Source organism: Chromobacterium sp. CCUG 76385, assembly GCF_059916625.1.
Genome location: NZ_JAUCGU010000008.1, coordinates 22,485 through 41,626, shown reverse-complemented (window position 1 = coordinate 41,626; position 19,142 = coordinate 22,485). Strand labels below are relative to the sequence as shown.

The window sequence follows — 19,142 nt, the reverse complement described above, 5'->3', positions numbered from 1 at the left end:
CGCATGCGGCAGGTCAAAGAAAAACGGCATCCGCTTGCATGGAAGCGAATGCCGTTCTGACTGCATGCACTGAGGCTCAACCGGCCAGCAGGCATACCTCGCGCTTAGGCAGCGCAATCTTATGATCCGTGCTGTATTGGTAATCGTGGAATACATGTTCCGCGCTGAGCAACTGGTAGCTGCCGTCCGCCAGACGATGCGTGGTGTCCTTCAGACGATACGCATAGTGGCCACAGGTCCAGCAGTCGAAATTGCGCATATGGGTGCACAGGCAGGTCTTTTCCCAAACGGGCACGCGGCGCTCGCCCGGATGGGCTTCATGCGCTTTATGATAAGCCTCGATATAGGAGCAGCCACCCTTCGCATCCAGCAGATAGCCGTAAGCCTCGCAATTGGGTCGGATGCTGTCGCCAATCGCCGGACAACCCTTGATCATCCGCATCGGATAACCGGTGGGTGACAGCTGATTGACCTCGATATCGTCTTCGTCGGCCTTGAAATACTCCTGCTGCACCTTCTCCGGCAAGCCGCATTCGCGCGTCACCGTGAAACGGGTCGCCACTTGCACCGCGCCGGCGCCGGCTTCCAAGAAACCCGCAGCGTCGCTGCCGGTGAAAATGCCGCCAGCCGGAATCAGCGGGATATCCAGCTGCTCGGCTTTCAACCAGTCGCGGATTTCAGTAAAGATGCTTGCCAGATCGTACTCGGCCCAGTCCATGCCGAAACCGAGGTGGCCGCCGGCCAACGGCCCTTCCACCACCACATAATCCGGCATCCGGCCGCAACGGCCGTTCTTTTTCAGGAACAGCTGCAGGGCGCGCAGCGAGGACACGATGATGCCGAGTTTGGCATCGCGAAACCGCGGATGATCCTCGATAAGCGCGAACGAACCCAGGTGCAGGCCGGCCGCCAGCGTGATGCCGTCGATGCCGGCATCCAAGGCGGCGCGCATGCGCACCCGCAGCGTCTCCTTGGGCGCGTTCATGGTCAGCTTTTCCATGCAATTGATGAAGATCAGGCCATCGCCCTGCTTCTGCTGCATGGCGTTGCCGACGTGAAGCCGCGTGGCCTCTTCCAACACGCCCAGATCAAACTGGACAACCGACTTATCCGGGTTGTCCACATTGAATTTGTACTTCGCCAGCTTGGTCTTGACGAACTTGGTGTCGAAACGGCGATCCGTCACCGTCGGCACCATCGCGTCGGATATATGGCCGACGCCGCCAAGCCTGGCAGCTTCCAACGCCAACCTGGCAGTGGAAATATCCACCCCCATGCCGCCGATCATGATCGGCACTAGTTGCTTGTTGCCCAGCTGCAGGCGAAAATCATCAACACACTTCATTTTGACGGCTCTCCCCTAAGTGCTGGGGCGGATTATCACCCGCAAAAAACGGAAAATCCACATTTTTAGAGTTTTTGCTCATGGCGCCCGGCGCAGCCGGCCTATCCAGCCAACGTCTCTCTCACCAAAATCCGCAACGCCGGCAGCAACTCGCTCTCAAACCAGGGATTTCTCCGCAACCACAACTGATTGCGCGGACTGGGGTGCGGCAGCGGCACAACGGCAGGCCAGTATTCGCGCCAGGCCGCCACCGTCTCGGTCAGCGTTTTATTGCGCTGCGGCAGATGATAGGCCTGCGCATACTCGCCCACGGCCAGCACCAGCCTGACATCGCGCAGCAAAGGCATGAGCCTCGGATGCCACAGCGCCCGGCACTCCGGCCTGGGCGGCAGGTCGCCGCTGCGCCCGGCGCCCGGGTAGCAAAAACCCATAGGCACAATGGCGAAGCGGCTTGCATCATAGAACTGCGCCGCATCCACACCCAACCAATCTCGCAAACGCTCGCCGCTCGCATCCTGCCAGGGAATGCCGCTTTCGTGGACCTTGCGCCCCGGCGCCTGACCCGCCAGCAGAATGCGGGAATTCGGCGCAGCCCGCAGCACCGGGCGCGGACTGTGCGGCAAATACGCCTCACAGTGCCGGCAAGCCGCGATATCCAGCAGCAGCGCCTCCACAGGCTCAGCCATGCGCATGGCCCAGTAAAGCAGCCCTCGCCATGCCCGCAAGCACTGCGTCCAAATTCAGCGCCTCGGCCGCATCCATTTCCATCAACACGCCGCATGCGCCGGCAAGCAAGGCCGAAGCGGCCAAAACTGGCGCCAAGTTCGCGCCGCCCGCCGCCACGGGCGCCACCATCACGGGCAGATGCGTTTCGCGCCGCAAGCAGGCCAGCTCGCCCACATTCAGGCCTGCCGCCTCGCCCTCGCTCCCGCAGTCGCACAGGATAATTCTATGATTGCCGCCCACCGCCACATGCTCGGCCGCCAGCAGCCACTCGCCAAGCCTCACCCGATTATTCCGCTGCAAGATGACAGGTTTGTTGATGCGGCCGACTTCTCGCAATAATTCCACCTGCTGCAGGCAATGCGGCGGCAATAGCAAGCCGCCCAGTTGCAATTCCAGATACACATCCAGCAAGCGCAAATCGCGCAGCTCCGCCACGGCCACCAGCCCATGCTCCGCCGCCACCTCGCTCAAGGTTTCCAGGTCAGCCGCGCCCATGGGGCGGTAACGATATGGGTTGTCATGGCCGCCGCGGCGTGCGAATAACAAGCGGCCGCCCGCAGCTTTGACCCGGGCCGCGGCGGCGGTCAGCGAGTCGCGGGTCCAGTCATGGCCGCAACCGCCCAACCAGGCCGGCGCGCCGCCGCCAAAGGCGACATCGCCGATTCGCACGATGCTGTCTTCGGGCTGCGCCTCGCGCGAAACGATGCGGTAATCGCTGACCACGCGCAAGGCGCGGGCCACGCCCGGCATCGATTCGAACCAGGCCGGCTCCAGGCCGCGCTCCTGACCCACCGCGCCGATCACGGTACGCTCGCTGCCGCGCGACACATGCGCCGTCAAGCCCTGCGCTTCGATGCGCGCCACCACGGCGGCAATCTCGGCATCCGTCGCAGAGCCATTCATTACGATGATCATTTCCGCACTCCACCATGATGCCGCCCGCCAGCATCCATCTTATTGCGCCATTTGCGCGCCACCCGCCGCACCAACCTGGACAAGGCCGAAGGCTGGGGCAGACGCCGCCGCAGCTTGAACAGGGCAATCCGGGCCCAGCGCCACGGCAAGGACGCATGCAGACGCTCAAACACCCAGGCGCGGCAGCGATGAAAACCATCATATAGCAGCACAAACCACGGCACTTGCATCAAAGCCGGCCGCGTCAGCGTGAACAAGCGCGCCACCAGCGCGGTGCCGCCCAGCTTGGCCAGCACAATCACCGCCAGCCCCAGCAGGGCATGCCCCTGCTCGATCAGAAACAACGCCGCCAGTTTCACCGGCAACAGCGCCAGGGCCGGCGCCAAAAACAGCGCCAAGGCCACCTTTGGCGAGCTGGCGGCGATGCGGCGCTCCAGCGCAGACAGCGGCGGCCACTTGGCCAACCAGGCCACTGCGCCGGCCAATTCGTCCCAGGCGTACTCTTCAAACACGATGACGGCCGCCAGCAACAAGGCTAGCGGCCAAGCCAGGGCGCGCCGACATCTCGGCCAAATGCCGGATTTGGACGACATCGACGAGGGCCTTGGCATCAGGTCTTGCTCAGGTCCAGCCACTTGGGCACCGGCTGCGGACGATACTCGCGCATCCAATCCAGCAGCGCCGGCAGGCTTTCGCTGCGCTGGAACAGGTTCAAGTTGCCGGCCGGCACGAAGCCCTCTTCAACAGCGCGATCGACCATCGCCTGCAGCGGCTTGAAGAAACCGCCGACATCCAGCATCCCCACCGGCTTGTCATGCACCGACAGCTGCGCCCAGGTCAGGATCTCGAATAATTCGTCAAACGTGCCGAAACCGCCCGGCAAGGCGATGAAACCGTCGGACAGCTCCGCCATCAGCGCCTTGCGCTGATGCATGGTTTCGGTGACATGCAGCTCGCTCAAGCCCACATGCGCCACTTCCTTAGCCTTCAGAAACTCCGGGATCACCCCCACCACGCGGCCGCCCGCGGCCAGCGCGGCATCCGCCGCCACGCCCATCAGGCCTACGTTGCCGGCGCCGTAGACCAGCGTGACGCCCTGCTCTGCCAGCGTGCGGCCGAATTCGCGCGCCGCCGCCTCGTACTCCGGCCTGGCGCCTTTGTTGGAGCCGCAAAACAAACAAATCGATTTCATCTGCTTTTTCTTCCCAAGCTTCCAAAACAATAAGGGCCGGAAAACCGGCCCAGGATCATACACAGCCCGTCACAGCACCGCCGCCGGATAGGAGCCCAGAATCTTGACGTAGGATGTCCGCTCCTGCAGACCCTTCAGCGCCTGCTGCACTTTCTCGTCCTGGCGATGGCCTTCCAGATCGATGAAGAACACATAGTCCCACAGGCCGGCGCGAGAAGGGCGGGACTCGAACTTGCTCATCGATACGCCATTAGCCGCAATCGGCTCCAGCAGATAATGCACGGCGCCCGGACGGTTTGGCGCGGACACCACGATGGACGTTTTATCCTGGCCAGTGGCGCCGACATCCTGCAAGCCCAGCACCAGAAAGCGCGTGGTGTTGTTGGGCTCGTCCTCGACGTTCTCCGCCAACTTAAGCAGACCAAAGCGCTCGGCCGCGGCCTGGCCGGCTATCGCCGCCGCCGAGGCGTCTTCGGCCGCCATGCGCGCCGCCTCGGCATTGCTGGCCACGGACACGCGCTCCACGCTGGCCGGCAGATTCTTGTTCAGCCATTCGTGACACTGCGCCAGCGCCTGGGCGTGGGCATAAACGCGGCGGATGCCCTCCATGCCCTCGGCGCCGCGCAGCAGATGATGATGGATGCGCAGCACCACCTCGCCGCAAATCTTCAGCGGCGAACTGACCATCAGGTCCAGCGTGCGGCCAACCGCGCCTTCGGTGGAATTCTCCACCGGCGCCACCACGTAATCCAGCGCGCGCGACTCCACCTGGCGGAAAGCCTCGTCTATCGAGCTACAGGCCACGGTGCGGGCGGCATGGCCGAAGTGCTTGATGGTGGCCAACTGGCTGAAGGTGCCTTCCGGCCCCAGATAGGCGATGGACAAGGGCTTTTCCAGCGCCAGGCACTCGGACATCACCTCGCGGAACAAGCGGGCGATCGACTCTCCCGGCAACGGACCGGGGTTCAAGTCCTTCAGGCGGCGCAGCACCTGGGCTTCGCGCTCCGGACGGTAAATCACGCCGCCGCCCTTGATCTCGCCGATTTCTCGGGCATGGTTGGCGCGCTGGTTGAGCAAAGTGAGGATTTCGACATCGATGGCGTCGATGGCGTCGCGGTGTTGCTTGAGCAGGTGTTCCATCGTCACGGGCAGGGATCTTTCATGCGGCTAATGGAGGAATAACCATAGTTTCCGCGAGAACCCTATCCATCGCAAGCCTTGCCGGCCGCAGCCTGCCCGCGCAACCAGACCAGGGACAGGGAGGCGGCCAGAATCAGCAAGCCGCCCAGCAGGCCGCGCAGCCCCAGCGACTCTCCCAGAAACAGCACGCCCAGCAGCACGGTCACCACCGGCTCCAGAGTCGACACCACCGAGGCCAAGGTCGGGCCAATGCGGATAAGCCCCGCAATGAAAGCCGCGATGGCGACTGCGGTGCCCAGCAAGGCCAGCGCGGTGACCGCACCCCAGCCGGCCAAGGTATGCGGCAACCGCAGGCCCTGGCCAATTGCCAAGCAGGAGAAGATAGCTGCGGCCACCGATAATACCAGGGCAGAAACGCAAACCGGATGGGCATCGGAACGAATGCCGCCGCCCAGCAGGATATAGCCGGCGTAACACAGCGCGGCGCCGAAGGCCAAAACCAATCCCCACGGGCTGCCAGACAGGCCGCCGCCAAGCATGAGAGCCAAACCGGCGCTCGCCAAGGCAATGGTCAGCGCCTCCGGCCGGCCGAAACGATCCAAGCCCAGCACTGCGCCGCCAAACGCCACCAGGGCGGGGTAACTGTACAGCACCAGCGCCACGGTGGCCGAGGCGGCGTAATGCAGCGCGGAAAAATATGCCCAGGCCATGGCCGCATAGACCGCCCCCATCAGGCCATACGCCATCGCGGCTCGCCCTCTAGGCCAGGGCCATCCACGCCAAAGGCCCCAAGCTGCCAAGACCAGCGCGGCAATGACAAAGCGGTAGGCCAACAGGCTGGCAGTATCGACACCATCGCCATAGGCCAGTTCCGCGAACAGCGCCATCGAGCCAAAACCGCAAGCGGACAACAGTACCAGCCAGACGCCAAGCCAATCGCCAGAACCGAACAGCTGCCCGCCCGAAGCGCACCGTGTTTCAGCCATGGCGCAAACGCTCCACCAATGCCAGGATATGCTCGGCCGTCTCTATCGGCCGCTCCAGCGGAAACAGATGGCCGCCAGGATGGGACTCCACCTCGATGCCGAAATGCCGGCGCATGTAATGGATGTCGGCATCGCTCAGCACATCGGAGTCCGCGCCGGCGATGAAGCCGGTCGGGACTTTTTGTCGGCCTTTGTGGCAGGGGAAATTGTGCGGCAAAGTGGCGTAGATATCATGCTCCACCCGCGGCCGGAACTTCAGCCTGCGTCCGCCCTGCCCGTCGTCCTGGGTACCGTGCTCCGCATAGTCGGCCAGGCATTCGGGATCGAAACGGGCGAACATCGGCTTGCGCGCGAAATAATCATGCACCATGTCGACCGAGGCCCAGTTGTCGCGCCGCTTCAGGGTATTGCCGCCCGGCGTGACCTTCTGGATGAAGCCCAGCCGCTTGGCCAGCCAGATGCCGAAGGAACGGCGCGGCCCCATCAGCGGGGAATCGAGTATCACGACGGCGCGGAACAAATCCGGCCGCCTCCTGGCCGCGTAGAACATCAGAAAACCGCCCAGCGAATGGCCGACGCCGACCACCGGCCGGGCATAGCTGCGCTCGATGTGCCGTATGCTCTCATCCACCAGGTGAGGCCAGCAATCGGTAATCGGGAAGGCCGGATCATGGCCTATGGTGTCCAGGTAACCGACTTCATGCCGCTCTGCCAGCTTGTTCAGCATCTTGCGATAGACCGAAGCCGGAAAACTATTGGCATGGGCAAAATGTATGGTTTCTCGCATAACCCCTCATGCATAACGTCATTCTTATTTTTCATATCCGCTGCGCTGTCGGCGCGGAGTTCCGCCGGATATACTGGCAGCCGTCCGTCTGCTGGCGGAATGCGCGGTTTCGCATTTGCCGCGCCAGGCAATTTGATGCATATTGCATCACGCTGAGACAAAACGGAACCGTACCGCGCCCGCCGCGTCTTAACTTTCATCGCAACCCCAACCAGAGTCTGCAAGTGCAAGCATACCTCAACTCCATTCACCGCCTGGCATGGCAATGGCTGATGGCGTTCGTCGCCTGCCTCAGCATTGCGCTGCCCGCCCACGCGGTCAACCAAGACGACCTGCTGCCGCCGGAGAAAGCCTTCGCCGCCGAGGTCAGCCGCAGCGGCGACAAGCTGCAACTGACGCTGGATGTGGCGCCCGGCTACTACCTGTACCGCGACCGCATCGCCATCAGCACCACGCCGGCCGACCTGACCGGCAAGCCGACGCTGCCGACCGGCCAGGAAAAGAACGATCCGTACTTCGGCAAGCAGGTGATTTACCATGGCAAACAGCAGATCGTCGTCCCGCTGAACGCCGGCGCGCCGGCCGAGTTCCAGCTGAATGTGCGGCTGCAGGGCTGCGCCGAGGCCGGCGTCTGCTACCCGCCGTATACCCACAAGCTGAAGATCGGCGCCGTCAGCGGCGAGGCCGGCGGCAAAGCGAATGCCTGGCTCGGAGGCGCCGCCACCGCGGGAAAATCGCCGGCCGGTAACAGCGAGTTGGCGGCCAAGGGTTGGCTGACCACACTGGGCACTTTCTTGCTGGCGGGTCTGGGCATGGCGTTCACCGCCTGCATGTACCCGCTGCTGCCCATCGTTTCATCGCTGATTGCCGGCCAGGGCGCAACCCTCACCCGCGGCCGCGGATTCCTGCTGTCCCTGTTGTATGTGCAAGGCCTGGCGCTCACCTATACCGCCGTCGGCGTGGTGGCCGGCCTGACCGGCTCGCTGCTGACCGTGTGGCTGCAGCAGCCCGCGGTGGTGCTGACTGCGAGCGTGCTGATGGTGGTGTTCGCGCTGTCGATGTTCGATTTGTTCACCATCCAGTTGCCCAGCGCCCTGCAATCCAAGCTGGCCGACACCTCCAACCAGCTGTCCGGCGGCAAGGCCGTCACCGTATTCCTGATGGGCGCGCTATCGGCCCTGCTGGTGGGTCCCTGCGTCGCGCCGCCGCTGGCGCTGGCGCTAGGCTATATCGGCAGCACCGGCGACGCCGTCCTGGGCGGCGCGGCGCTGTATGCCATGGCGCTGGGACTGGGACTGCCGCTGATCGTCATCGGCACCTTCGGCGGCCATGTGCTGCCGCGCGCCGGCAACTGGATGAAGGCGGTGAAATCAGCCTTTGGCGTGGTCATGCTGGGCTTGGCCATCTGGCTGGCCGCCCCCTTCCTGCCGGCCGCGCTGGTGATGTTGCTGTGGGCGGCGCTGCTGATAGGTTCGGCAGTGTTCCTTGGCGCGTTCGACAGTCTGGCGACAAACGCCAAGGCCAGCGCCCGCCTGGGCAAGGCGCTGGGCTTGCTGCTGTTCCTGCTGGGCGGCGCCCAGCTGGTGGGCCTGCTGTCCGGCGCGGACAATCCGCGCTATCCCTTGAAGTTCATCGCCGCCAGCAGCGCCGACGGCTCCGCCGGCCATGCTTTCCAGGCCATCGGCTCCGCCTCGGAGCTCGATGCCAAGCTGGCCGAGGCCAAGGCCGCGGGCAAGCCGCTGCTGCTGGACTTCTACGCCGACTGGTGCGTCGCCTGCAAGGAGATGGAAGCCGAGGTCTTTCCGCAGCCGCAAGTGGCCGCCAAGATGGGGCAATTCGTGCTGCTGCGCGCCGACGTCACGGCCAATAGCGCCGAACACCAGGCGCTGCTGAAGCGTTTCGGCCTGTTCGGACCGCCCGGCATCATTCTGTTCGGCGCCGATGGCAAGGAGGCGCAACGCATCGTCGGGTTCACTCCGGCCGAGACGTTTGCCAGCCAACTGGCTCAGGTGGCACACTAGCGCGAATCTGGGCCGGCATGCCGCCGGCCTGCCCCGTTTCACCTTGCGGATACCACCATGCTGCCCATTCCCGGCCGATCCAGCCTCAGCATCCTCAATGTTTTCCAGATCGCCATCCTGGCCATGCTGGTGCTGGCCTGCATCAAGATATTGCAACCTTTTCTCGGCGCGCTGACTTGGGCGGCCATCATCGCCATTTCCGCCTGGCCGCTGTACAGCCGGCTCAAGATCCGGCTGCGCGGCCGGCACAAGCTGGCAGCGCTGTTGATCGTGCTGGGGCTGTCCTGCGCCCTGGCCATCCCCATCGGCCTGATGGCGCTGACGCTGGCGGACACTCTGCCGCACCTGGCCAATCTGACGCATGAACTCGGCGATTTCCGCCTGCCCAACGCCCCGGCCTGGCTGACCAGCCTGCCGGTGATAGGCGAAAGTCTGAACAAGATGTGGCAAAGCACCCAGGCCGACCTGCCGGGCTTCTTCGAAAAGATTCGCCCCGCGGTCAACGAAACCGTGCTGTTCCTGCTGTCCGGCGGCGCCAACCTCGGGCTGAGCCTGCTGGAAATCGTGCTGGCCATCGTGGTGGCCGGCCTGCTGCTGATCAACGGCGACAAGCTGTGGGAGCTGGTGGAGCGCATCGTCTTGAAGCTGGGCGGAGAAACCGCCGGGGAGCTGCCGGAAGTGATCGCCCGCACCATACGCAGCGTCACCACCGGCGTGGTGGGCACCGCGCTGGCGCAAACCGTGCTGTGCGTGATCGGCCTATTGATTGCCGGCGTGCCCGGCTCGCTGGTGCTGGGCTTCCTGTGCTTCATCATCGCGGTGGCGCAGTTGCCGACGCTGATCGTCTGGCTGCCGGCCGCCGCATGGGTGTTCTACACCGGCCATACGGCCTTGGGCACCTTCCTGATGGTGTGGGGCTTCCTGCTGATCAACACCATAGACAACATCCTGAAGCCGCTGCTGATCAGCCAGGGCGCGCAGATGCCGTTGTCGGTGATCTTCCTCGGCGTCATCGGCGGCCTGATCGCCTGGGGCGTGATCGGCCTGTTCATCGGCCCGACGCTGCTGGCTGTGGGCCTGACCATGCTGCGGCATTGGCTGGAACGGGAGGAAGTGGAAGAAATCAGCAGCGAGGGCGAGCAGGGTTGACCTGCCGCAGGTCGGATGCCCCGCTAGCGGGGCGATCCGGCATCATTGCCCTTCCTCCAAACCCGCGCGCGCAAGGCGGAACGCCCGGTATAGCCGGGCTTCCGCCCTACGACATCAATAATCCGGGCAAGACACTGTCCAGCCCTGCCCGTCCTCCACCGCCAAATGGCACGCCAGCCGCCATGGCATGGGTTCGTTCCACTCGTCCTGCGCCGCCAGCGCGGCGTCTATCGCGCCGGCGCGCAGCAGCACGTTGCGCTCCTTGCGCCCGGGGCGCTGCGGCATGGCCATGCCGGCCACGCGCACCTTGCAGGTGCCGCAGGTGCCCTGGCCGCAGCGCCAGTGCAGCGGCACATCGGCCAAGCGGGCGACGTCCAGCAGGTTGTCGCCCGCCATCGCCTCGCTCTCATTCAGCAGCATGCCGCCGTCGCTGACGAAGCGGATGCGCGTCATGCCAGTTCCAGATACGGCAGCTCATCGCCGGACTGAATGCGCTGACCCGGCTGCACCCAAGCCAAGCCATCGGCCCAAGCGCAGGACATCAGCACGCCGGAGCCCTGCTGCGGATACAGTTGCAGCTCCCAGCCGCTCGCGCCCGCCACCTTGCGCACCCGCAGGAATTCGCTGCGCTTGGAATCGGGCCGGTCCCAGACAAAGGCAGCCGGGAAACGCGGCGCGAACGGCGCGGTCTCTATCAATCCCATTCGCTGCAGCAAAAATGGCCGCAGCAAGGTCTGCAGCGTCACATAGCCGGACACCGGATTGCCCGGCAAACCGATGAAGTCCGCATCACCCACCTTGCCGAAGGCCAGCGGCTTGCCGGGCTTGATCGCCAGCTTCCACAGCGTCAGCTCGCCCTCGGCCTCCACCGCCGCCTTGACATGGTCCTCTTCGCCCACCGACACCCCGCCGCAGGTGACGATCACGTCGGCCACCGCCGCCGCGTCGCGCAGCAATTGCCGCGTCGGCTCCAGCGTGTCGCCGACATGGCCGAGGTCTATCACTTCGCAGCCCAGCTTGTGCAAGGCCGGGATCAGCCAAAAACGGTTGGAATTGTAGATCTGTCCGGCGGCCAGCGGCTGACCCGGCTCCACCAGCTCGTCGCCGGTAAAGAATACCGCGACGCGCAGCTGCGGACGCACCGGCAGCCGCGCCAGCCCGATCGAGGCGGCCAGGCCCAGATCGGCCGGCGTCAGCCTGCGGCCCGGCGCCAGGATGGTTTGCCCGGCGGCGATATCCTCGCCGCGGCGGCGGATATTCTGCCCGGCCTGCGGCGCGGCGCTGAAGGCCACCTGGCCATCCTCGCCCACCAAGGCCTGCTCCTGCATGATGACGGCGTCGGCGCCGGCCGGGATCGGCGCGCCGGTGAAGATGCGGGCGACGCTGCCGGCCGCCAACGGCTGCGGCGCGCTGCCGGCGGGAATCCGCTGCGACACCGGCAAAGGGGCGCCGCTCTCGGCGCAGCGCACGGCGTAACCGTCCATCGCGCTGTTATCATGCGGCGGCACGTCGATAGCGGCGGTAACCGGCTGAGCCAGCACGCGGCCGGCAGCCTGCAGCAGGGAAAGATTCTGGTGGGTGTTCAACGGCCTGGCGCGCTCCAGCAGCCAGGTCAGCGCCTCTTGATAGCTCAGCATCGTGTTTCCTGTTCTGTCCGGCGGCGGACCCCTTCCCGCCGCTCGCAGTTGGCATCATAGCATGCGCTAAGACGCAAAAAGCCCGCCGGCGCAGGCCGACGGGCTTGGCGATGCCTACGCGACGGCGGGATCAGCGCGATTTGACGAAAGGCACGCCAATGGCCTTCGGCGCCACGGCGCGGCCGACAAAGCCGGCCAGCAGCAGCACGGTCAGCACATACGGAATCACCGCGATGGCCTGCGACGGGATCTGCCCGATCACCGGCAGCGCCACCCCTTCCAGACGGATCTGGATCGCGTCGGCGAAGGCGAACAGCAGGCAGCCGATTACCGCAGGCACCGGACGCCACTTGCCGAAGATCAGCGCCGCCAGCGCCAGGAAGCCTTTGCCGGCGGTCATTTCCTTGATGAAGCTGCCGGTCTGGTATACCGACAGATAGGTGCCGGCCATGCCGCACAGCACGCCGCCCCAGAGCAAGGCGGTGTAGCGCACCTTGGCCACGGAGATGCCCGCGGTATCGGCGGCATGCGGGTTCTCGCCCACCGCGCGCAGGCGCAGGCCGAAACGGGTCTTGTACAGCACCCAGGCCACCAACGGAATCACAATGAACACGGTGATGTAGACCAGGATGGAATGGCCGGACAGCAGCTTGCTGTAGACCAGGCCCAGCACCGGCACATCGCGCAAGGCGTCGGCGAACGGCAGCACGATCTCGTGGAAGCGGGCGTCCTCCGGCAGCTGCGGCGAGTTGCCGCCCTGCTGGAACCAGGCCAGGCCCAGCACCGGGGTGATGCCGGAGGCCACGGTATTGATGGCCATGCCGGAGATCAGCTGGTTGCCGTTATAGGTGACGGAAACGAAGGCATGCACCATGGCCATCGACACCGCGGCCATGATGCCGGCCAGCAGGCCAAGCCACGGGCTGTGGGTGAGGTAGGCGGCGGCGGCCGAAGCGAAGGCCGCCACCAGCATCTTGCCTTCCAGGCTGATGTCCACCACGCCGGAGCGCTCGGAGAACATGCCGGCCAGCGCGGCCAGCACCAGCGGCGTGGCCACGCGCACGGTGGAATCGAGAAGACTGAAGAACATTTCCATATTACTTGTCCTTGCGCTTGAACAGGCCGGCGATGAACGGCTCGAACAGGTTTTCCAGCGCGCCGCAGAACAGGATGATCAGGCCCTGGATGAACAGGATCATCTCGCGCGTGATCAGCGGCTTCTCGAACGACAGATCGGAACCGCCCTGGGTCAGCGCGCCGAACAGCAGCGCGGACAGCACGATGCCCACCGGGTGGTTGCGTCCCATCAGCGCCACGGCGATGCCGACGAAGCCGACGCCGTTGGTGAACAGCACGTTCATGCGGTGCGAGGAGCCCAGCAGATCATTGACCGAAGCCAGGCCGGACAAAGCGCCGGACACGCACATGGCGATGATGATGACGGCGCTGACGCTGATGCCGGCGTAGCGCGCGGCGTGGTCGTTGGTGCCGACGGTGCGCAGCGTGAAGCCCCAGCGGCTGTGCCATACGATCAGGTAGAACAGCACGCAGGCCAGCAAGGCGAACACGAAGCTCAGGTTCAGCGGCGAGTTCGGCATGCCCGGAATCAGCAGATGCATCTGCGGAATCCAGCCGGTTTCCGAGAACATGCGGGTGGTCGGATTTTGCGAGCCGGCTTCGATCAACTGGTGGCTGATCAGGTACAACATCAACGAGTAGGCGATGAAGTTGAACATGATCGTGGTCACCACGATATGGCTGCCGCGCTTGGCCTGCAGGTAGGCCGGGATATAGGCCCAGGCCGCGCCGAAGCCCATTGCCGCCAATACCGCCAGCGGGATCAGCACATAGGACGGCAGGGTGTGGTCGAAGCCCAGCATCACCAGCGTCACGCCGAGGCCGGCCAGATAAGCCTGGCCCTCGCCGCCGATATTGAACAGCCCGGCATGGAAGGCGGTGGCCACCGCCAGGCCGGCGAAGATATAGCTGGTGGTGTAGAACAGCGTGTAGCCTACGCCCTCGCCGTAGCCGAAGGCGCCGCTAACCAGCAGCTTCAGGCATTCCCACGGATTCTCGCCGATCATCCAGGTGACGAAGCCCGTCACCAGCAGGGCCGCCAGCAGGTTCAGCACCGGCAGCACGGTAAGCTGCGCCCAGCGCGGCAAAGTGGAAGGTTGTCCGAATTTCAATGTTTGTGCCCTCCCATCAGCAGGCCGAGGGAAATGGTGTCGGCGTCCTTGGCCGCCACTTCGCCGGTGATCTGGCCGCCGGCCATCACCAGGATGCGGTCTGCCAGCGCCAGGATTTCTTCCAGTTCCACCGACACCAGCAAGATGGCCTTGCCTTCGTCGCGCAGCTCAACCAGCCGCTTGTGGATGAATTCGATCGCGCCGATATCGACGCCGCGCGTCGGCTGGCCGATCAGCAGCAAGTCAGGATTGGCGTGGATCTCGCGCGCCAGCACCACTTTTTGCTGATTGCCGCCGGACAAGAGGCCCACCCGCAGCAGCGGATTGCCCGGACGGATGTCGAACTGGGAGATGAAGTCGCGGGTGCGCTCCACCAGTTTCTTGCGCGAATACAGGAAACCGCTGCGCAGCGATTTGTCGTTCTGGTAGCCCAGAATGGCGTTTTCAAACGTGGAGAACGCCTTGACCAAGCCTTCGCGCGAACGGTCTTCCGGAATGTGGCCGATGCCGCGTTCGCGGTAGACGGCGGCGCGCGGCTTGCGCTTGCACGGCAGCTTCAGCAGGTCCTCGCCCTTGTAGGCGATGCTGCCCGCGGTCGGCGCTTGCATGCCGGCCAGCACTTCCAGCAGCTCGGACTGGCCGTTGCCGGACACGCCGGCAATGCCGACGATCTCGCCGGCCTTGACCTGGAAATTCAGGTTGTCCAGCAGCTTGACCTGGCGCTCGTCGGTCAGACACAGGCCCTTGACGTCCAGCACCACGGCGCCGGGCGCGCGCTCGGCCTTGTCCACCTTCAGCGACACCTTGCGGCCCACCATCAGGTCGGCCAGCTTTTCCTTGTCCACATCGCAGGTGCGCACATTGCCCACCACGGTGCCGGCGCGCATCACGCTGACGTTGTCGGTGCTGTCCATCACTTCGCGCAGCTTGTGGGTGATCAGGATCACCGTCTTGCCCTGCGCTTTCAGCGAACGCAAGATGTGGAACAGATGGTCGGCCTCCTGCGGCGTCAGCACGGCAGTCGGCTCGTCCAGGATCAGCACGTCGGCGCCGCGATACAGCGCCTTGAGGATTTCCACCCGCTGCTGCAGACCGACGCCCAGTTCCCCAACCAGCGCGTCCGGATCCACTTCCAGCGAGTAGTTCTTGTTCAGTTCCTTCAAATGCTCGCGGGCCTGGTCCATGCCGCCCTTGAGCAAGCGGCCACCTTCGGCGCCCAGCACGATGTTTTCCAGCACAGTGAAGGTATCCACCAGCATGAAGTGCTGATGCACCATGCCGATCCCCAGACGGATCGCTTCCTGGCTGTTGCGGATGCGCGCATCCTGGCCATTGACGCGGATGGAACCGCTGTCGGCCTGATAATAGCCGTACAGGATGCTCATCAAGGTGGACTTGCCGGCGCCGTTTTCGCCGATGATGCCGTGAATGCTGCCCTTGGGCACACTCATCGTCACATCACGGTTGGCCTGCACCGCGCCAAAGCTCTTGTTGATGCCTGTCAGCTCAATGGCAAACTCGGTCATGCTTTGTCTGTTCCCGATCTTCGTTTATATCCCCATCGCCGGCGCCAACAGCAAACAGCCGCGATGAACGAGTCACCGCGGCTGCGCCCCCGACCGACCGGGGAGAGGGCTGCTCCGCTTATTGCACCGGGCAGCTATTGTTGGCGCGGTAATCCACTACCTTGATCTTGCCGCTGATGATTTCAGCCTTGGCATCGGCGATCTTCTTCTCCATGTCAGGCGTGATCAACGGACGGTTGTTCTTGTCCAGCGCCCAATCCACTGCCTGGTCCTTCAGGCCCAGCACCTTCACGCCGGACTTCCAGGAACCATCCTTGGCTTCCTTGAAGGTGTTGTAGACGGCGACGTCCACTTTTTTCACCATCGAAGTCAGGACCGAGCCCGGGAACAGATAGTTCTGGTTGCTATCCACGCCGATGGAGTACTTGCCGGCGTTCTTGGCAGCCTGCAGCACGCCCATGCCGGTGCCGCCGGCGGCGACGAAGATCACGTCGGCGCCGCGGTCAAACTGGCTCTTGGCCAGCTCGGTGCCGCGCGCCGGATCGTTGAAGGCTTGCGGCGTGGTGCCGGTCATGTTCTGCAGCACGGTGACGTTCTTGTTGGCGTACTTGGCGCCTTGGGCATAGCCGCAACCGAAGGCGCGGATCATCGGGATGTCCATGCCGCCGATGTAACCGACCTTGCCGGTCTTGGACTTCAGCGCGGCGGCCATGCCCACCAGGAAGGAACCTTCCTGCTCTTTGAACACGATGCTCTGCACGTTCGGGCCCTTGGCCACGGCGTCGATCAGGGTGAACTTGACCTTGGGGAATTCCTTGGCCACGGTTTCCACGGCCTGGGCGAAGTTGAAGCCGACGGCGACGACGATGTCGGTATCGCGGCTGGCCATCTTGCGCAGCAGCTGTTCCTTCTGCGCGTCGGAAGAAATCTGACCGTCGCGGTAGTTGACCTTGAAGTCCTTCTTGAAACGCTCGGCGCCGTTGTAAGCGGCTTCGCTGAAGCTCTTGTCAAACTTGCCGGCCTGATCGTAGATCACGGCGGGGGTGAAGTCCTTGGCGCAAGCGGCGGCGGACAGAACCGCGGCAGCCACTGCGAAGCTGATTCGTTTCAGTTGGATGGTCATCTCTATAACTCTTGGCTTGAGTTGGTCAACGCGCGCATGGCCCCATGCAGGCGCGGCGAGTGCAACAGTGACTGGACTTGAATGGTGACAGCTGAAATTGCAGACGGCATGTAACCTGCCAACTACAACCTCAGCTGTGCCGAAGCGGCCTGAACCGCTCCCTGCGCAATGCAAAAACCGGCTGCAGACACCACTTTGTCGTTCTTCTGAGCGCGGCGAATTGTAATGACCGTTAACCGGGCTGTAAACATTTTCCTCTCGACTTTGAAATACCGTGTCGCAAACATTGCTCTACGTAAAGAATCCCGATTTGGCGCAAGCCGCGTCAAATCATGATTTATTCCATAGTCATGGTTTCGCATATTGATTTTTCATGTTCAAATTGATTCAAAGCAAAGCAATTCGTCTATATCCAAAGCACCGTGCAAGCCCTAAAATCGCCGCCTGGACAAAACCGTCATTTCCATGCTGCCAATACTGTATCGGGACGATCTGCTGATCGCCATCCACAAGCCGGCCAATCTGCTGGTGCATCGCACCGTGCTGGACCGCCACGAAACCCGCTTCGCCGTTCAATTGCTGCGCGACCAGATAGGACAGCGCGTCTATCCGGTGCACCGGCTGGACAAGGGCACTTCCGGCGCCCTGCTGTTCGCGCTGGACAAGGACGCCGGCCGCGAACTGTCGTGGCAGTTCGAGCGCCAGCAAGTGCAGAAGCGCTATCTCGCCGTGGTGCGCGGCCACCCCGACGCCGAAGGGGTGATCGACCACCCGCTGAGCCGCCGGCCGGACGATCTGGAATGGATAGGCGAAAAGGTGGAAACCGCGCCGCAAGCGGCGCAAACCCGCTACCGCACGCTAGCCACAGTGGAACTGCCCATCATGGTGGAACGCTACCCCAGCAGCCGCTACGCCTTGCTGGAGCTGGAGCCGCTGACCGGCCGCCGCCACCAGCTGCGCCGCCACCTGAAGCATATCGCCCACCCCATCATCGGCGACTCCACCTACGGCAAAGGCCGCCACAACCGTATGTTCGCCGACGAGCTGGATTGCCGCCGCATGCTGCTGGCCTGCCTGGAAATGGAGCTGACCCACCCCGTCAGCGGCGCGCCGCTGCGCATCGCCTGCCCGCTGGAAGCCGGCTTCTCCGCGCTGATCGCCCGCCTGGGCTGGAGCGCCGCCGCCCAGGCCGCCGGCATTGAATTAACCATCTGAAAGAACAAGAGAAATGCTCAGCTACCGCCACGCCTTCCACGCCGGCAACCACGCCGACGTGCTCAAGCATCTGATCGAGATCGAACTGCTGAATTATCTGGGCCAGAAAGACAAACCCTACTGGTATATCGACACCCACGCCGGCGCCGGTGCCTACTCGCTGACCGAGGGTTACGCCACCAAAAACGCCGAGTTCGAAACCGGCATCGCCCGGCTGTGGCAGCGCGACGATCTGCCCGAAGCGGTGCGCAACTACGTGGACGTAGTCAAGCGCATGAACCCGGACGGCGAGCTGAAGTTCTACCCCGGCTCCCCATGGTGCGCGGCCGACGTGATGCCGGAAAGCGACAAGCTGCGGCTGTTCGAGCTGCACCCCAACGACGCGCAAATCCTGCAGCAGAACTTCGCCGGCGCCGGCCGCCGCGTGCAAATCCAGCAAGCCAACGGCTTCGACGGCATCAAGGCCGTCCTGCCGCCGCCGCCGCGCCGCGCGCTGGTGCTGATCGACCCGCCGTACGAGGACAAGCGCGACTACCAGAACGTGGAAACCGCGCTGAAGGAAGGTTTGAAACGCTTCGCCACCGGCGTCTACGCCGTGTGGTATCCGTGTTTGCAGCGCGTGGAAATGAAGGAAATGCTGCCGGCGCTGAAAAAGCTGCCGGCCAAGAACTGGCTGCGCGCCGAATTGCATGTGCAAGCCCCGTCAGCCGATGGTTTCGGCATGCACGGCAGCGGCATGTTCATCCTCAACGCGCCGTGGACGCTGCCGCAAACCTTGAACGAAACGCTGCCTTACCTGGTGCAGCACCTGGGCCTGGACGCCAAGGCTAAATTTGTGCTGGAAACCGGCGGCGATCTATAAAAACCGCTAGCGGGCCCCAAACGCGCCAAGGGCGCGTTTTTTCATGGGCAAATCTTCAATTGAAGTTTCTTTATGTGAAACAAAACTACATGACAAAAAGCTACTCATGCGCATAATTCCGTTTGCATTGCAATGAAAATCCCTACCTCTCCATTCGAAAAATCACGTCAAATCGGCCGCGTCATGACCCAGTCATGACACTATCTGCCAGCGCCAGCCCTCTTCGCCTCTCTCGCCCCTGCGAATCGTTTCATCATTCGCCTGCCCGCATTCCAACACCGCGCCCGATATTGGAAAAAAACCGCCCGCGCAGATCGCTGCGCGTCTTC

The 19,142-nt window shown here is 63.7% G+C and carries 18 protein-coding genes; 4 read left to right on the top strand and 14 right to left on the bottom strand.

Annotated elements, in window-relative coordinates; translation table 11 throughout:
• Positions 1-76: 76 nt before the first annotated feature.
• The 8 genes from QUG01_RS07620 to QUG01_RS07585 form a co-directional block, all read right to left on the bottom strand.
• Positions 77-1,345, bottom strand: coding sequence for a nitronate monooxygenase (locus QUG01_RS07620; protein ID WP_500829601.1), 1,269 nt, complete (start codon positions 1,343-1,345; stop codon positions 77-79).
• Between the two features lie 101 nt (positions 1,346-1,446).
• The gene (locus QUG01_RS07615; RefSeq protein WP_500829600.1) at positions 1,447-2,019 is read right to left on the bottom strand and encodes a uracil-DNA glycosylase family protein; all 573 of its coding nucleotides are present in this window, start codon (positions 2,017-2,019) and stop codon (positions 1,447-1,449) included.
• 4 nt (positions 2,020-2,023) lie between these two features.
• On the bottom strand, positions 2,024-2,986 hold the full coding sequence (locus QUG01_RS07610; protein ID WP_500829599.1) for a 3-deoxy-7-phosphoheptulonate synthase: 963 nt from the start codon (positions 2,984-2,986) through the stop codon (positions 2,024-2,026).
• Positions 2,983-3,519, bottom strand: coding sequence for a hypothetical protein (locus QUG01_RS07605; RefSeq protein WP_500829598.1), 537 nt, complete (start codon positions 3,517-3,519; stop codon positions 2,983-2,985). Before QUG01_RS07605 ends, QUG01_RS07610 begins: the two co-directional genes overlap by 4 nt.
• 77 nt (positions 3,520-3,596) lie before the next feature.
• Positions 3,597-4,178, bottom strand: a complete 582-nt coding sequence (locus tag QUG01_RS07600; RefSeq protein ID WP_500829597.1) for an LOG family protein — start codon at positions 4,176-4,178, stop codon at positions 3,597-3,599.
• A 69-nt stretch (positions 4,179-4,247) separates the two neighbouring features.
• On the bottom strand, positions 4,248-5,318 hold the full coding sequence (pheA, locus tag QUG01_RS07595; RefSeq protein WP_500829682.1) for a prephenate dehydratase: 1,071 nt from the start codon (positions 5,316-5,318) through the stop codon (positions 4,248-4,250).
• A gap of 62 nt (positions 5,319-5,380) precedes the next feature.
• On the bottom strand, positions 5,381-6,304 hold the full coding sequence (locus QUG01_RS07590) for a DMT family transporter (protein WP_500829596.1): 924 nt from the start codon (positions 6,302-6,304) through the stop codon (positions 5,381-5,383).
• Positions 6,297-7,091, bottom strand: a complete 795-nt coding sequence (locus QUG01_RS07585) for an alpha/beta fold hydrolase (protein ID WP_500829595.1) — start codon at positions 7,089-7,091, stop codon at positions 6,297-6,299. The genes QUG01_RS07590 and QUG01_RS07585 overlap by 8 nt, the downstream gene beginning before the upstream one ends.
• Positions 7,092-7,315: 224 nt before the next feature.
• On the opposite strand from QUG01_RS07585, the gene QUG01_RS07580 reads away from it, so the two are divergent.
• Together QUG01_RS07580 and QUG01_RS07575 are read left to right on the top strand one after the other, a co-directional pair.
• Positions 7,316-9,112, top strand: coding sequence for a protein-disulfide reductase DsbD (locus tag QUG01_RS07580; protein WP_500829594.1), 1,797 nt, complete (start codon positions 7,316-7,318; stop codon positions 9,110-9,112).
• Positions 9,113-9,169: 57 nt separating this feature from the next.
• Entirely contained in the window at positions 9,170-10,261 is a 1,092-nt protein-coding gene (locus tag QUG01_RS07575) for an AI-2E family transporter (protein ID WP_500829593.1), read from the top strand.
• Between the two features lie 114 nt (positions 10,262-10,375).
• Here the strand turns inward: QUG01_RS07575 and QUG01_RS07570 are convergent, their stop codons facing one another.
• The 6 genes from QUG01_RS07570 to QUG01_RS07545 all read right to left on the bottom strand — a co-directional run bounded on the left by QUG01_RS07570 (position 10,376) and on the right by QUG01_RS07545 (position 16,736).
• Entirely contained in the window at positions 10,376-10,714 is a 339-nt protein-coding gene (locus tag QUG01_RS07570; protein ID WP_500829592.1) for a 2Fe-2S iron-sulfur cluster-binding protein, read from the bottom strand.
• Positions 10,711-11,898 (bottom strand): molybdopterin molybdotransferase MoeA, encoded by a 1,188-nt coding sequence (locus QUG01_RS07565; RefSeq protein WP_500829591.1) that lies wholly within the window; start codon positions 11,896-11,898, stop codon positions 10,711-10,713. Before QUG01_RS07565 ends, QUG01_RS07570 begins: the two co-directional genes overlap by 4 nt.
• 130 nt (positions 11,899-12,028) lie before the next feature.
• Positions 12,029-12,994, bottom strand: a complete 966-nt coding sequence (locus QUG01_RS07560) for an ABC transporter permease (protein WP_103320562.1) — start codon at positions 12,992-12,994, stop codon at positions 12,029-12,031.
• Between the two features lies 1 nt (position 12,995).
• The gene (locus tag QUG01_RS07555) at positions 12,996-14,087 is read right to left on the bottom strand and encodes an ABC transporter permease (protein WP_500829590.1); all 1,092 of its coding nucleotides are present in this window, start codon (positions 14,085-14,087) and stop codon (positions 12,996-12,998) included.
• Positions 14,084-15,613: an ABC transporter ATP-binding protein gene (locus tag QUG01_RS07550; RefSeq protein WP_500829589.1), complete on the bottom strand. Its 1,530-nt coding sequence runs from the start codon at positions 15,611-15,613 to the stop codon at positions 14,084-14,086. Before QUG01_RS07550 ends, QUG01_RS07555 begins: the two co-directional genes overlap by 4 nt.
• A gap of 118 nt (positions 15,614-15,731) precedes the next feature.
• A complete protein-coding gene (locus tag QUG01_RS07545) occupies positions 15,732-16,736 on the bottom strand; it encodes a BMP family lipoprotein (RefSeq protein WP_500829588.1) in 1,005 nt (334 codons plus the stop codon).
• 465 nt (positions 16,737-17,201) lie between these two features.
• Here QUG01_RS07545 and QUG01_RS07540 point away from each other — a divergent pair, with 465 nt between their 5' ends.
• Together QUG01_RS07540 and QUG01_RS07535 are read left to right on the top strand one after the other, a co-directional pair.
• Positions 17,202-17,951 carry a tRNA pseudouridine(65) synthase TruC gene (locus QUG01_RS07540; RefSeq protein WP_500829587.1) on the top strand — a complete coding sequence of 250 codons (750 nt, stop codon included), beginning with the start codon at positions 17,202-17,204 and terminating at the stop codon, positions 17,949-17,951.
• A 13-nt stretch (positions 17,952-17,964) separates the two neighbouring features.
• Positions 17,965-18,813: a 23S rRNA (adenine(2030)-N(6))-methyltransferase RlmJ gene (locus QUG01_RS07535; protein ID WP_500829586.1), complete on the top strand. Its 849-nt coding sequence runs from the start codon at positions 17,965-17,967 to the stop codon at positions 18,811-18,813.
• Positions 18,814-19,142 lie beyond the last annotated feature (329 nt).